Genomic DNA, 13,261 nt, shown 5'->3' with positions numbered 1-13,261 from the left:
CCCCGGTGCCGCCCGCGCCGCCCGCGTCTCCGGCCCGTGGCGCGCTGGCCCCGGTGCCGCCCGCGCCGCCCATGCTCGCGGCCGCCCCGCGTCCTCCCGCGCCTCCCGCCCCTCCGCCGGACATGGGGCTCGAGGACGGCGACACCTTCGCGTACCTCTCCGACGGCCGCACGATGATGGCCGGCTCCACGGACGACCTGTACCTGGCGCGCTCCTTCAAGCAGAAGGGCAAGGACCTGCTCTTCGTGCGCCGCGACGACAAGCCCATGCTGATCCGCGACGCGAAGACGCTGGAGCAGGTGCGCAAGCTGATGGAGGACGCCGGCAAGCTGGGTGACGCGCAGGGCGCGCTCGGCGAGAAGCAGGCCGCGCTGGGCCAGAAGCAGGCCGCGCTGGGCCAGAAGCAGGCGGAGCTGGGCTATCCCATGTCGCAGATCGCCGCGAAGCACGCCGCCATCGCCTCGAAGCGCGCGGAGATCAACATGGAGCGCGCCCGCCTCCACTCGCTCGGTGACAGCCCCGACCGCGACCGTCAGGAGGCGGAGCTCGACAAGCGCGACGAGTCCTTCGACAAGGAGCTGGAGGGCCTCGACAAGCAGCAGGAGGAGCTCAGCCAGAAGATGGAGGCGCTCGGCGAGGAGCAGGGGAAGCTGGGCGAGGAGCAGGAGAAGCTGGGCGACGAGATGTCGAAGCTGGCCGAGCAGCACGCCGCCCAGAGCCGTGAGCAGATGAAGAAGGTGACGGCCGTCATCGACGAGGCCATCCGCAAGGGCCTGGCCGAGCCCCTGCCCACCTGAGGACGGAGGGCGCGGCCCCTCGGTGACGGCGCACGCGGGGGTTCCCTATACCGGGACCCGGTGTGAAGCCTGTCTCGGAGGTCGCCATGTCCGCCGCCGTCCCGCAGTCCACGTCACGCACCACCATCGACATCCTGGTTCGCCGGGTCCGAGAGGGCTCGAGCGCGTGGGCGAAGCTCGCCCTGACGGAGCGCATCCGGCTCCTGGATCAGCTGCGCCCCGCGTACGTCGCGATCGCGGAGCCCAGCGTGCGCGCGGCCTGCGAGGCGAAGGGCATCGACCCCGGCGGTCCACTCGCGGGTGAGGAGTGGCTCGGCGGGCCCATGGTGGTGGTGCGCAACCTGCGCCTGCTTTCGGACGCGCTGAAGGACATCCAGAAGCACGGCGTGCCCGTCATCCCCCGCAAGCACCTGCGCACGCTGGAGGACGGCCGGCTCGCCGCACGGCTGTTCCCCCGCGACCGGCTGGAAGGAATGCTGCTGCCCGGCACCACGGGCGAGGTCTACTTCCAGCCGGGCGTCACCGCGGACAACCTGCGCGACCACCAGGCGTCCTTCTACAAGAAGCCCCACAAGGGCCGCGTCTGCGCGGTGCTGGGCGGCGGCAACGTCAACTCCATCCCGCCGCTGGACTGCCTCTACAAGCTCTTCGTCGAGGGCACCGTCTGCGTGCTCAAGATGAACCCCGTCAACGCGTACCTGGGCCCGTTCCTGGAGCAGGCCTTCGCTCCGCTCGTCGCGCGCGACGCGCTGGCCATCATGTACGGCGGCGCGGAGGAGGGCGCGCAACTGGTCCACCACGCCGCGGTGGACGAGGTGCACATCACCGGCAGCGACAAGACCCACGACGCGCTGGTGTGGGGCCCGCCCGGCCCGGAGTCCGACGAGCGCAGACGCAAGAACGAACCGCTGCTCGCGAAACCTGTCTCCAGCGAGCTGGGCAACATCTCCCCCGTGGTGGTGGTGCCGGGGCCGTACTCGGATGGCGAGCTGCGCTTCCAGGCGGACGACATCGCCGGCATGGTCTCCAACAACGCGTCCTTCAACTGCAACGCGGCGAAGCTGCTGGTACAGCCGAAGGACTGGCTCAAGCGCGGCATGCTGGTGGACCGCATCCAGGCGAGCCTGGGCCATGCGCCCGTGCGCCGCGCGTACTACCCGGGTGCCCAGGAGCGCTGGCACCAGTTCACGGACGCGCGCCCGAACCTGCGGCTCGTGGGCAACCCCGGTGAAGGCGACCTGGCCTACGCGCTGATTCCGGACGTGGATCCCGCGAAGACGGACGACCGCGTGTTCCGCCACGAGCCCTGGTGCACGGTGCTATCGGAGACGGGCCTGCCGGGCTCCGACGAACCCGTGGCCTTCCTGGAGGCCGCGGTGGCGTTCCTCAACGAGAAGGTGTGGGGCACCCTCAACGCGACGCTCATCGTCCATCCGAAGACGATGAAGGACCCCCGGGTGCGAGCGGCGGTGGAGAAGGCGGTGCGGGACTTGCGCTACGGCACCGTGGCTCTCAACACCTGGCCCGCCGCGGGCTACGCGCTGGGCAGCCTGCCCTGGGGTGGGCATCCGTCCGCGTCGTCCCGGGACATCCAGAGCGGGCAGGGCTGGGTGCACAACACGTCCATGCTGGAGTCCATCGAGAAGTCGGTCCTGCGCGCCCCGCTCACGTCCCTGCCCGCGCCGCCGTGGGTGCCGGGTCACAAGGGCATGGCGGAGCTGGGGCGCCGGCTGGTGGAATTCGAGCAGTCCCCGTCCTGGTGGAAGCTGCCCGGTGTCGCCCTGGCCGCGCTGCGCCGGTAGGGGCAGGCGGGGAGGCGGGGATTCTGGAGGCTCGTGGTAGTTAGGGGGGACCATGGCATCCAGGTACGCGCAAGAGGGTGGGCAGTTGCTGCAGCAGGGCCAGCCCGTGGAGGCGGTGAAGAGCTTCCAGAAGGGCCTCTCCATCGACCCGAAGGACGTGGACTGTCTGATGGGCCTGGTGCGCACCCACCTGAGCACCGGCGCCGCGAAGGATGCCGAAGGGGCCGTGACGCGCCTGTTGCAGGTGCAGCCGGACAACACGGAGGCGCAGGCCCACCTGGCCATGCTCAAGGCGCAGGCGGGAGACCCCGTGGCGCTGGTGACGCTCAAGGCGCTGGCCGCCGCGCCCACCGCCGGCTACTTCGAGCGCTTCAACCTGGGCACGCTCCTGGCCGAGCGCGGCGACCTGGAGGGCGCGCAGGCCGCCTTCGAGGCCGCGCAGGTGGTGGCGCCCCACAGCGTCTACCCGCACTTCGAATTGGGCCGCATCGCGGTGCTGCGCAAGGACTCGGCGGCGGCGGCGACGCACTTCCAGCAGGCCGCGTCGCTGGCGCCCCAGGAGGCCCTGCCGCACCTGATGCTGTCGCGCGCGCACGCGGCGAATGGCGCCATCGGGCCGGCCATCGCGGCCGCCACGCGGGCCCTGGAGCACGCGCAGGGCCGCACGCGCGTGGCGGTGTTGCAGGACCTCTTCCGGCTCTACCTCCAGGCCAACAGCAAGGACGCGGCCCGCCGCACCATCCTGGAGCTGCGCGAGCTGGACCCCGCGCAGGTCCGCTACGTCCACCTGCACGGCCTGGCGAGCATGCTGGCCGGGGAGCTGGCGGAGGCGAAGGCCCTCTTCGCTGAAGCGCTCCAGCGCGCCCCGAACCAGTGGGACATCCGCCACTCGCTGGCGCAGGCGCACGAGGCATTGGGTGAGCGCGCCGAGGCCCGCAAGCTGCTGGAGGAGACCGTGGCGGCGGCACCCAACGAGCCCGGCCCCACCAACGACCTGGTGCGCCTGTTGATGGGCGACCAGGACCATGCGCGGGCCCGCGTGCTGCTGGAGCGGGTGCTGGAGGCGAACCCCCAGGACGCGCTCACGCACCTGAACCTGGCGCGGGCCACCCAGCCGTTCGACCGGGCGGAAGCCACCCGGCACGCCAGGCAGGCGCAGGCGTTGGGCGCGGACGCCGCCGTGAAGGACGAAGCGGCGCAGCTCCTCACTGAACTGGGCAGCTGACGCACCCCGTCTTCCCCTGCCCCGGGCCCGTGCCTACCTTCAGGCGCGGTCCAATTCAGCGGGCAGGGGGCGCGCATGCGCAAGGCGGAGCAGGCACTCATCGAACAGCTGGAAGCACGCTTCCGGGAAGTGACGCGGCTGCTCTACACCACGTCCATCCCCGCGCCGGTGCTGGACGCGGAGCTGATGCCGATGATGGCGGAGGACGTCACCTTCACCGACCCCTGGCAGAAGGGGGGCGGCAAGGAGACGTACCGCAAGGGCGCGGCGGGCTTCCACTGCATGTTCCACTTCGACTTCGACATCTTCCAGCTGAATGTCCAGCTGGAGCCGGATGGGAAGAGCGGGCGGGCCATCGTGGACGGGGTGATGAACCTCAAGCAGTTCGCCTGGCTCTTCACGTACCCGCTGCGCACGATCCTCGTCTACGACTTCACGCTCCAGAGGGGCGAGGACGGCGGCGAGGTGCTGCCGCTCATCCACGCGCATGAAGAGATGTGGAGCTTCGGCGACATGATCGCCAACGTGCCGGGCGTGGGGATGCTCTACGACCGCTTCCGCAACGCCTTCAGCGTGGGCTTCCTGGCGGCGTCCGCGGTGTGCGGGCGCCTCAAGCAGGGATGAGCTTCTCCGCCTGGAGCTGACGCATCAGCGCGACCATGGCCTCCGTGCTGTCCAGGTGCATCTCCTGGAAGCCGAAGCGGCGGGCCTTGTTCACGTCGAAGAACGCGTCGTTCTCCACGCCGAAGATGAAGTCGCCGAAGGCCCAGTTGGCCAGCTTCTTCAAGCCGTAGGGTTGCAGGCCATGGCGCTGCGTGAGCGCCTCCCAGACGGGGGATTTGTCCTTCATCGCCTCGGTGAGGGAGAAGGGCTGCGGGTCCGCGCAGGGGATGCCGAACGCGTCCGCGATGCGCGGGAAGACCTGGCTCCAGCGGAAGACGTCGCCGTTGGTGATGTTGAAGATTTCGCCCGCGCACGCCTCGTTGAGGGCGGACCACTCCATGGCCTTGGCCAGCACCGTGGCATCCGTGACATTGGCCAGGATGGAGTACGCGCGAGGCGTGGAGGGGAAGCGCAGGGGCACGCGCAACGCCTTGCACAGCGCCGCGTACACGCCGATGAGGTTGCCCAGGTTCATGGGGTTGCCCACGGCGAGGCCCATCATCATGTCGGGCCTGAGGGCGGTCCAGCTCCAGCGCCGGCCCTGGGATGCGTCGCGCAGGAAGTCCTCCTGGTCGTAATAGAAGTTCGGCGGGAAGTGACGCGGGTCGGTCTCCTTGGCGGGCGTCTTGTAGAGACCGAACTGCGCGCCGTACGCCTTGCCGCCCTGGATGAAGGACACGTGGCGGAAGCCCGGCGCGTGCCTCTCCAGCGCGTCCACGATGTTGCGCAAGAGCGACACGTTGATGCGCGCGAGGTCCGCGGCATCCGGGTGCTCCTGGTAGGCGGCGAAGAAGACGTGGGTGACGTCGCGCAGCCACTCCGCCGCGCTGGCGAGCGAGTCCGGCGACTGGAGGTCCAGCGACTTCACCTCCGCGCGCGTGGCGAAGTCCGGCGCGCGCCGCGACACGGCCTTCACCTTCCACTCCGGCCGCGTGTCCAGATGCGTGATGAGGTTGCGGCCGATGATGCCGGTGGCGCCCAGCACCAGCGCCGTGTGCTTCGTCGTCATGGGAAGACCCTTGAAGGGAAGATGTCTGTCTTTTCAGCGGCCGAACAGCCCGCGCCGCTTCGCTGGCTGTGCCTGTCCGCCCAGCCGTGACAGCCGCTGGCCCAGGATGCGGCTCATCTCCAACGCGACGGCGGGGTTGGCCATCATCACGCCGCGGAAGTCCTCGCGGCCCACCGCGGCCAGCTCGCACGGCGTGGCGGTGACGGCGGTGGCGTTGCGCGGCTCGCCCGTGAGCAGGGCCAGCTCTCCGAAGAAGCCGCCCTGCTTCACCGTGGCCACCGTCTGCCGAGCGCCGTCCTTCATCGCCACCTCGCCGGAGATGACCACGTAGAACGTCTCGCCCGCGTCGCCCTGGCGGAACAGCTCCGTGCCCGCGGGCGACTGGAGCAGCTCCGCGCCGCGCGCCACCGCCTCCAGCTCGTCGTCACTCAGCGGCGCCAGGAAGTCCAGCTTGCGCAGCGTCTGCGCCAGCGTCGAAGCCAGACCCGCGCCCAGCGGCGGCTCAGACGTGAGGAACTCCACCGCCTTCGCCACCTGCGTCCTGCGCGCCACGAGGATGATGTTGTGCCCGGCCTTCAGCTGCGTGTTGCCCTCCGGCAGCGCGGTGTGGCCCTGCGGATCCACCAGCGCGATGAAGACACACTCGCGCGGGAAGCCCTCCATGCCGCGCACCTGCGCCACCGTCTGCCCCGCCACCCGGGCGCGCGCGGGAATGGCCAGCTCGAACAGGAGCGCGTCGCCGCTGCTGAGCGGCAGCGACCCGGACACCTGCGGGAAGTCGATGGCGGTGGTCATCTTCGCCACGACGACGTCCGCCTCCGCCACCAGCTCCTTCACGCCCGCCAGCCGGTAGGCCTCGCGGTAGTTGGTGTCCAGCATCCGCACCATCAGGCGCGCGCTGGACACCGCGCGCACCAGCATGGTGAACGCCAGGTTCGCCGGGTCGTGCGCCAGCACCGCCGCCGCCACGTCCGCCGTGCCGATGCCCGCCGCCTCCAGCACGCGCGGGTTGGTGGCGTCTCCGCACACCGTCACCACGCCCACCTCCTCGAAGAGGCGCGCGCAGATGGCGGCGTCGCGTTCGATGACCGTCACCGTGTGCTGCTCCGACACGAGCCGCGCCGCCAGCGCGCCGCCCACCCGTCCTCCCCCCGCGATGACGATCTTCATGACGCCTTGTGCTCCTTGCTGTCCTTGCTCGGGTGCCCGCCGTGCAACACCTTCTCCAGGTCCAACATCCGCGCGTCCAGGTGCGCCAGCATCTCCTCCGCCGTCGCCTCCGGAATCAGCCCGTTGCGCCGCGCGCCCTGCAACGCCGTGCGCTCCGCGTCGATGAGCCGCCTGCGCATGCTCAGCAGGTCCTTCGCCCCTTCGGCCAGGTGCTGCTCGCTGATGCGCCGCAGCTCCCGCTCCGCCCGGGCGATGTTCACCTGGTACTCGCTGCGCAGGTGCTCATAGGCCGCGCGCGGCAACAGCCCCTGCGTGTGCAACGCATCCAGCTCCACGTGCGCCGCGCGGCTGGCGATGAGCTTCCCGCGCTGCCCCGCCATCTCCAGCGCCACCGCGTCCTGCTGGAACAACCCCAGCGCCTTGAGCGCACTCGTGAGCATCAACCCCTGGCCCACCATGGACACCAGCGTGACGCCGAACGCGATGGAGACAATCTGTTCGCGCGCCGGAGTGGACTCCGGAAGACCCAGCGCCAGACCGATGGACAGCGCGCCCTTGATGTTGCCCACCAGGAACACGTGCTGCCAGCGCAGCGGGATGGTCTCCGCGGGCTTGAACAGGCGCAGCAGCAGGAAGGGCAGGTAGATGGCCACCGCGCGACCCAGCACCACCGCCACCACCGCGATGCCCACGCCCGGCAGGTGCCCCTGGAGCGCCTCCGGCCGCGTGTCCAGGCCCACGGAGAGGAAGAGGAACGTGTTGACGCCGAAGGTGGCGTACTCCCAGAAGGAGTGGATGGCCACCTGGCTCTGCGGGGGCACCTCGCGCCGAAGCGTCACGCCCACCGCCAGCCCCGCCACCACCGCGGAGATGGCGCCCGACAGGTGCACCTCTTCCGCCAGCACGTAGGACGCCAGCGCCACCGCTGTCGTCACCATGATCTCCGCGAGCGGATCCTCCGCGCGCCGGATGATGAAGCCGCCCAGCAGGCCCATGGCCAGACCCACCACCGCGCCGCCCACCGACGCGAGCAGCACGTGGCCGCCCAGCGAGCCCAGCGTGGGCGCGGCGCCGCCCGCCACCACCGCCGCGATGGCCGTGTACGCCACCAGCGCGGTGCCGTCGTTGAAGAGGCTCTCGCCCTGGATGATGCCCGCCAACCGTCCCGGCACCGGCGCGCGGCGGAAGGCGTAGAGGATGGACACCGTGTCCGTCACCGCGAGGATGGAGCCCAGCAGCAGCGCGGGCCCCCACGCCAGGTGCAGCATCCAGTGCAGCGCGGCGCCGGTGGCGCCAATGGCAAGAATCATCCCCAGCGTGGAAAGCAAGCCAATGGGGACCGCGTTCGCGCGGATGCCATTGAGGTCCGCGGTGATGCCGCCCTCGAAGAGCAACAGCGGCAAGCAGATGAGGAACACCACCTGGGGGTTGAGCGGGGGAACGCCCGGCAGCAGGTGCGCGACGGAGATGAGCAGGCCACCAAGCACCAGCGCGACGTTGTACGGCACGCTGGCCCGCTTGGCGGCGATCGCAAGCGCGATGGCCGCCACCATCAGGCCGATGAGGATGGGCACTTCCAGCAGCACGTCGACTCCATCGGGACCAGGGGAGGGCGCGAAGCTTTCCAGATTCGCGCGGACCGTGCACGGGCACCGCCTGTTTTTCGTCGCCCGGCCCAAGGCCCCGCCCGCCTGCCTTCCTCCCGCCTGAAGTGCGCCCTGGCGGCGGGACGTCCGCGTGGTACAGCAGGGCCCAGATGAAATCCGGCTCGCTGGACACCCTGGTCCTCTCCGTCACGGCGTTGCGCAAGACGTACGGCGCCCACACGGCCGTGGACGGCGTCTCCTTCGACGTGCGCCGCCGCGAAATCGTGGGGCTGCTGGGACCCAACGGCGCGGGCAAGAGCACCACCATCAACATGCTCCTGGGCGTGCTCCAGCCCACCTCCGGCACCATCCGCATCGAAGGCACGGACCTGGAGACCCAGCGGGTGAAGGCGCTGTCGCGCACCAACTTCGCCGCCGTCTACTCGCCCCTGCCCGGCAACCTCACCGTGGCGCAGAACCTGCGTGTCTTTGGCCTCATCTACGGCGTGAAGGGGCTGTCCGCCCGCATCGAAGCGCTGCTGGAGGAGTACGACCTGAAGCGCTTCCGCGACACCAAGTGCGGCGTGCTGTCCTCCGGCGAGCAGACGCGCGTGTCGCTGGCCAAGGCCATGCTCAACGAGCCCCGCCTGCTGCTGCTGGACGAACCCACCGCGTCGCTGGATCCGGCCACGGCGGTGGACATCCGCACCCGCATCCGCGCCTTCGCCGCGAAGGGAAGCAGCAGCGTGCTGTGGACCTCCCACAACATGTACGAGGTGGAGGCCGTCTGCGACCGCGTCCTCTTCCTGGCGCGCGGCCGGGTGCTGCTGGAGGGTGACCCCAAGACGCTGCCCCGCGAGCACGGCAAGGCCTCGCTGGAGGAGCTGTTCATCGCCGTGGCCAACGAGCCCCTGGCGCTGGAGAGGAACGAAGCGCCATGAACCTGAACCACGTCGCGGGCATCGCGCTGCGCCAGTTCTATCTCTACAAGGGCAACTTCGCGCGCGTGATGCCGCTGTTCGCGTGGGTGGCCATCGACATGGTGCTGTGGGGCTTCATGACCCGGTACCTCAACAGCGTCACGTCCGCTGGCTACAACTTCGTGCCGGCGCTCCTGGGCGCGGTGCTGCTCTGGGACTTCTTCGCGCGCGTCATGCAGGGCCTGACCACGGGCTTCTTCGAGGACGTCTGGTCGCGCAACTTCCTCAACGTCTTCGCCACGCCGCTCACGCTGACGGAGTACGTGAGCGGCCTGGTGTTGACGAGCATCGCGACCAGCGCCATCGGCCTCGTCGTCATGCTCCTGTTGTCCACCACGGTGTTCGGTCTGTCCTTCGCCGCCTATGGCGCGATGTTCATCCCGTTCGTGATGGTGCTGTTCCTCTTCGGCATCGCGCTGGGCATCCTCAGCAGCGCGCTGGTGCTGCGGCTGGGCCCCGCGTCGGAGTGGTTCGTGTGGCCCATCCCCAGCCTGCTGTCCCCGTTCGTGGGCGTCTTCTACCCGCTGTCCACGCTGCCGGAGTGGATGCAGTGGGTGGCGCGCCTGCTGCCCCCGTCGTACGTCTTCGAGGGCGTGCGCACGCTGGTGGCCGGCGGCGAGTTCTCCGGCGCGACGCTCGGGTGGGGCTTCGCGCTGGCGATGCTGGACATCGTGCTGGCGGGCTGGGTCTTCCAGCGCGTCTACCGCTACGCGGTGCGCACGGGCCTGCTGGCCCGCTACAGCGCGGAGAGCGTGAGCTGATCAGCGCCGCACGCGCAGGAGCAGGTCCTTCTTCGGGCCGCACTCGCCCCGGCCGTCGCAGTTGCTGGTGGTGACGTACAGGTGGCCGTCGGGGCCCATCAGCACGTCGCGCAGGCGGCCCCAGGTGTTTCGCAGATACACCTCGTGCCGGACCACGCGGCGCGGCTGCCGTGCGTCGAACTCCACCCGGTGCAGGTGCTGGGACTTCAGCGTGCCCACCAGCAGCGAGCCCTTCCACTCCGGAATCGCGGTGCCCGTGTAGACGGCCGCGCCGCCCGGGGGCGCAGCGTCGTCGAAGGTGAGCGACGGAGTGATGCGCCCTGCCTGCGTCTCGCACGAGTAGATGCCGGGCCAGCCCAGGTTGTCGCCCGCCTTCACCACGTTCACCTCGTCATGGCCGAAGCGCATCGTCTCGCCGCTGGGGCCGTGGTCGGTGAGGTACAGCGTGGAGGCGTCCTTCCAGTCAAAGCCTTGCGTGTTGCGCACGCCCAGCAGGAACGCGGGCGAATTCGGAAAGGGATTGTCCTGGGGCACTGCTCCGTCGGGCGTCAGGCGCAGCAGCTTGCCCGCGGGGCTGGCCACGTCCTGGGACAGGTCCGGGTCGCGTGAGTCGCCCGTGCCCACGTACAGCATGCCGTCCGGCCCGAAGCGCAGCCGCCCGCCGTCGTGGTACTTCGCGGACGGGATGCCTCCGTAGATGACGCGCTCGAAGGCCGCGCGCGTGCCGTCCGGTGACAGCGTCCAGCGCTCCACCCGGTTCTGCGCCTTCCCGTCCGCCTGGGTGGTGACGTACAGGTAGAACTGGCGGTTCGTCGCGAAGTCCGGGTGCGCGGCGATGCCCAGCAGGCCGCCCTCGCCGTTCGCCGTCAGGGGCAGCGTGGCCACGGCCCCGGGCTGCAACTGGCCTCCGCGCAGCAGCCGCACGCGGCCCGGCCGCTCGGTGATGAGCGCATCTCCCTCCTGGCCCGGCAGGAAGGCCACGCCCCAGGGGACCTCCAACCCTTCCGCCACCACGTCCACGGTGATGGGCACGCTGCCGTCCTGTCCCCAGCCGTCCTCCATCAGGATGCAGTCCGCGGCGGAGGCCGTCCCCTGCGCCTGGCTCTTGCGGCAAGCGGAGGCGGAGGCGGTGAGCACCACGAGGGCGGACAGGAGCAGGCGTCGGGAGCGCATGGGTGGGAATCTAGCGTCGGTGAACGCCGCCCACGGACCTGGAAGGGGGGCAGGCGAGCGCAGTCAGCACTGGAAGACGGTCCCGGATGGCGTTGTCCCGGCCCCTGTCGTGGGCACCTTGCTCGGGCGGGTTCAACGGCACCCATTCCCAGCGGGAGGCAGTTCCATGGCGCGCATCGCATTCATCGTGGCCAACGACTTCGAGGACTCCGAGTTCCAGGTCCCCTTCGACAAGCTCAAGCAAGCGGGCCACGAGCCCGTCGTCATCGGCGTGGAGGCAGGCAAGAGCCTCAAGGGGAAGAAGGGCGCGGAAGTCCGCACGGAGAAGGCGGTGAAGGAGGTGAAGGCCGCGGACTTCGCCGCGCTGGTGATTCCTGGCGGCTACTCGCCGGACCACCTGCGCATGGACATCGGCATGGTCGGCTTCGTGCGCGACTTCTTCAAGGCGGACAAGCCCATCGCCGCCGTGTGCCACGGGCCGTGGATGCTGGTGGAGGCGGACATCGCGGACGAGCGCACCGTCACCTCGTTCCCCTCCATCAAGACGGACCTCATCAACGCCGGCGCGCGCTGGGTGGACCGCCAGGTGGTGGAGGACGGCAACCTCATCACGTCACGCAAGCCGGACGACCTGGAGGCCTTCAGCGCCGCCCTGCTGCGTCAGGTGAAGGACGGCATCGCCCCTCGTCTGGAGTCCCCCCTGGCCCCGGAAGCCGCCGCGGACCGCGCACCGCCAGTGCACTGAGCCGCCAACAGGGCGAAACATGGTCCAACAGGACCCAGGCCTCTGGGGCGCCATGCGCGCCCTGGGGGTTTCTACGTAGCGCGGGGCGGCACGGATTTCTCAGGTGAGGAGGCCGCCGCTCCGCCCCATTTCAGAGGGGAAATGTTGGCGAGTGAACCTGCCTGCCCTGGCGACGCATTGCGATGTCGGGCCCACGCGTCGGATTTGCGCTGCTCTGGAATTGTTCCGTTGTCTTTGGCGCTCGGGTACAAGACACTCAGACGTTAGTACGGGGTTTCACCAACCCCAGGGGAGTCATCTATTTCCCGAATTTTACAGCTGAGTTGCCATTATGCAGCGTAGTTGTCTACTATTCCGGCAGCAGCGCCCCCTCGACGGACCGCGCTAACACTGCCGGTCACTGTGAACCCCCCCATGAACCCGGCGCCCCGAACCGTGATGACCCAGCCCCGTCAGGTAGTCCGGGCGGTGCTGAACGAAGCCCTGGAGAGCAAGCTGGGGGGCGAGGTGGTGGTGAAGTCCACCACGGTCTCCGGCCGCATCTTCGTGGTGGAGCGCAAGGTGGCGTGGACGGTGCTCACGGGTCCGGGGGCGCGCAGCTTCTCCACGGCGCTCATCGACGCGCGGCTGGTGAGCCGTGAGGACGTCGAGCAGGTGATGGCGGAGTGCCGCAAGAGCGGCGGCAACTTCTGCGAGACGCTGGTGTCGTGGGGCCTGGTGCCGCGCGACACGCTGCGCGACCTGCTGTGCCAGCACTTGGCGGCGCAGCTGGAGACGCTCTTCGGTTTGACGGAGGCGCAGGCCCTCTTCGTCCCGCAGCCGCGCTCCTACTCCAGCCAGCTGACCTTCGAGCTGACGGAGCTGACGGGCGACGCGACACCCTCGCAGCCTGCTGTTTCGCAGTCCCCCTCGATTCCCCCCGTCCTACTGGAAAGAGAAGTCATGGCGAACGTGAAGCAGGCGCTGGAAGAAGCGATGAAGATCGACGGTGCGTTCGCGGTCTGTCTCGCGGATGCGAACAGTGGGATGACACTGGGAAGTGTCGGCTCCGCGGGGTTCAACATCGAGGCGGCGGCGGCGGGCAACACGGAGGTGATGCGCGCCAAGCTGAAGACGATGAAGTCCCTGGGCATCAAGGACCGCATCGAGGACATGCTCATCACCCTGGGCGAGCAGTACCACATCATCCGTCCGCTCGCGGCCCGTGAAGGCCTGTTCCTCTACATCGCGCTGCACCGTGCGAACGCGAACCTGGCGATGGCGCGCTTCCGCATGGCGGACCTGGAGAAGACCATCCAGGTCTGAGGGTTCACTTCCCCTGACTGACGCCCCCCACCGCCCGTTTCCCTC

General features: G+C 69.7%; 11 protein-coding genes and 1 pseudogene. 8 read left to right on the top strand and 4 right to left on the bottom strand.

Going from position 1 to position 13,261, the window contains the following annotated elements; genetic code table 11:
* From D7X32_RS27940 to D7X32_RS27925, 4 genes and pseudogenes are all read left to right on the top strand, one after another.
* Positions 1 to 797 (top strand): annotated as a pseudogene (locus tag D7X32_RS27940) (M56 family metallopeptidase); the annotation flags it as partial.
* Positions 798 to 883: 86 nt separating this feature from the next.
* The gene (locus D7X32_RS27935; RefSeq protein WP_120605621.1) at positions 884 to 2,599 is read left to right on the top strand and encodes an aldehyde dehydrogenase family protein; all 1,716 of its coding nucleotides are present in this window, start codon (positions 884 to 886) and stop codon (positions 2,597 to 2,599) included.
* Positions 2,600 to 2,651: 52 nt separating this feature from the next.
* Positions 2,652 to 3,824 (top strand): tetratricopeptide repeat protein, encoded by a 1,173-nt coding sequence (locus tag D7X32_RS27930; RefSeq protein ID WP_120605620.1) that lies wholly within the window; start codon positions 2,652 to 2,654, stop codon positions 3,822 to 3,824.
* Positions 3,825 to 3,899: 75 nt separating this feature from the next.
* Positions 3,900 to 4,448 carry a hypothetical protein gene (locus D7X32_RS27925; protein WP_120605619.1) on the top strand — a complete coding sequence of 183 codons (549 nt, stop codon included), beginning with the start codon at positions 3,900 to 3,902 and terminating at the stop codon, positions 4,446 to 4,448.
* Here the strand turns inward: D7X32_RS27925 and D7X32_RS27920 are convergent.
* The 3 genes from D7X32_RS27920 to D7X32_RS27910 are packed head-to-tail and all read right to left on the bottom strand — an operon-like array spanning position 4,435 to position 8,252.
* Complete coding sequence (locus D7X32_RS27920; protein WP_120605618.1) at positions 4,435 to 5,496, bottom strand: SDR family oxidoreductase; 1,062 nt, start codon at positions 5,494 to 5,496, stop codon at positions 4,435 to 4,437. The genes D7X32_RS27925 and D7X32_RS27920 overlap by 14 nt on opposite strands.
* A gap of 33 nt (positions 5,497 to 5,529) precedes the next feature.
* Positions 5,530 to 6,666, bottom strand: coding sequence for a cyclic nucleotide-binding domain-containing protein (locus D7X32_RS27915; RefSeq protein WP_120605617.1), 1,137 nt, complete (start codon positions 6,664 to 6,666; stop codon positions 5,530 to 5,532).
* Complete coding sequence (locus D7X32_RS27910; RefSeq protein WP_120605616.1) at positions 6,663 to 8,252, bottom strand: cation:proton antiporter; 1,590 nt, start codon at positions 8,250 to 8,252, stop codon at positions 6,663 to 6,665. Before D7X32_RS27910 ends, D7X32_RS27915 begins: the two co-directional genes overlap by 4 nt.
* A 170-nt stretch (positions 8,253 to 8,422) precedes the next feature.
* On the opposite strand from D7X32_RS27910, the gene D7X32_RS27905 reads away from it, so the two are divergent.
* Positions 8,423 to 9,193 carry an ABC transporter ATP-binding protein gene (locus tag D7X32_RS27905; protein WP_120605615.1) on the top strand — a complete coding sequence of 257 codons (771 nt, stop codon included), beginning with the start codon at positions 8,423 to 8,425 and terminating at the stop codon, positions 9,191 to 9,193.
* Entirely contained in the window at positions 9,190 to 9,993 is an 804-nt protein-coding gene (locus D7X32_RS27900; protein WP_120605614.1) for an ABC transporter permease, read from the top strand. The genes D7X32_RS27905 and D7X32_RS27900 overlap by 4 nt, the downstream gene beginning before the upstream one ends.
* On the opposite strand, the gene D7X32_RS27895 is transcribed toward D7X32_RS27900, so the two are convergent.
* A complete protein-coding gene (locus D7X32_RS27895; RefSeq protein ID WP_120605613.1) occupies positions 9,994 to 11,166 on the bottom strand; it encodes a PQQ-dependent sugar dehydrogenase in 1,173 nt (390 codons plus the stop codon).
* Positions 11,167 to 11,332: 166 nt separating this feature from the next.
* Here D7X32_RS27895 and D7X32_RS27890 point away from each other — a divergent pair, with 166 nt between their 5' ends.
* Positions 11,333 to 11,911, top strand: a complete 579-nt coding sequence (locus D7X32_RS27890) for a type 1 glutamine amidotransferase domain-containing protein (RefSeq protein ID WP_120605612.1) — start codon at positions 11,333 to 11,335, stop codon at positions 11,909 to 11,911.
* 414 nt (positions 11,912 to 12,325) lie between these two features.
* Positions 12,326 to 13,216, top strand: a complete 891-nt coding sequence (locus D7X32_RS46995) for a hypothetical protein (protein WP_120605611.1) — start codon at positions 12,326 to 12,328, stop codon at positions 13,214 to 13,216.
* The last annotated feature ends 45 nt before the right edge of the window (positions 13,217 to 13,261 follow it).

The sequence above is a fragment of the Corallococcus carmarthensis genome (genome assembly GCF_003611695.1).
Lineage (GTDB): Bacteria > Myxococcota > Myxococcia > Myxococcales > Myxococcaceae > Corallococcus > Corallococcus carmarthensis.
This window is presented reverse-complemented; position numbering and strand designations above follow the sequence as displayed.

Coding starts and splice junctions, on each gene's coding strand:
- D7X32_RS27895 (WP_120605613.1), bottom strand. CDS start 11,166: ATGCGCTCCCGACGCCTGCTCCTGTCCGCCCTCGTGGTGCTCACCGCC.
- D7X32_RS27935 (WP_120605621.1), top strand. CDS start 884: ATGTCCGCCGCCGTCCCGCAGTCCACGTCACGCACCACCATCGACATC.
- D7X32_RS27930 (WP_120605620.1), top strand. CDS start 2,652: ATGGCATCCAGGTACGCGCAAGAGGGTGGGCAGTTGCTGCAGCAGGGC.
- D7X32_RS27920 (WP_120605618.1), bottom strand. CDS start 5,496: ATGACGACGAAGCACACGGCGCTGGTGCTGGGCGCCACCGGCATCATC.
- D7X32_RS27905 (WP_120605615.1), top strand. CDS start 8,423: ATGAAATCCGGCTCGCTGGACACCCTGGTCCTCTCCGTCACGGCGTTG.
- D7X32_RS27925 (WP_120605619.1), top strand. CDS start 3,900: ATGCGCAAGGCGGAGCAGGCACTCATCGAACAGCTGGAAGCACGCTTC.
- D7X32_RS27915 (WP_120605617.1), bottom strand. CDS start 6,666: ATGAAGATCGTCATCGCGGGGGGAGGACGGGTGGGCGGCGCGCTGGCG.
- D7X32_RS27890 (WP_120605612.1), top strand. CDS start 11,333: ATGGCGCGCATCGCATTCATCGTGGCCAACGACTTCGAGGACTCCGAG.
- D7X32_RS46995 (WP_120605611.1), top strand. CDS start 12,326: ATGAACCCGGCGCCCCGAACCGTGATGACCCAGCCCCGTCAGGTAGTC.
- D7X32_RS27900 (WP_120605614.1), top strand. CDS start 9,190: ATGAACCTGAACCACGTCGCGGGCATCGCGCTGCGCCAGTTCTATCTC.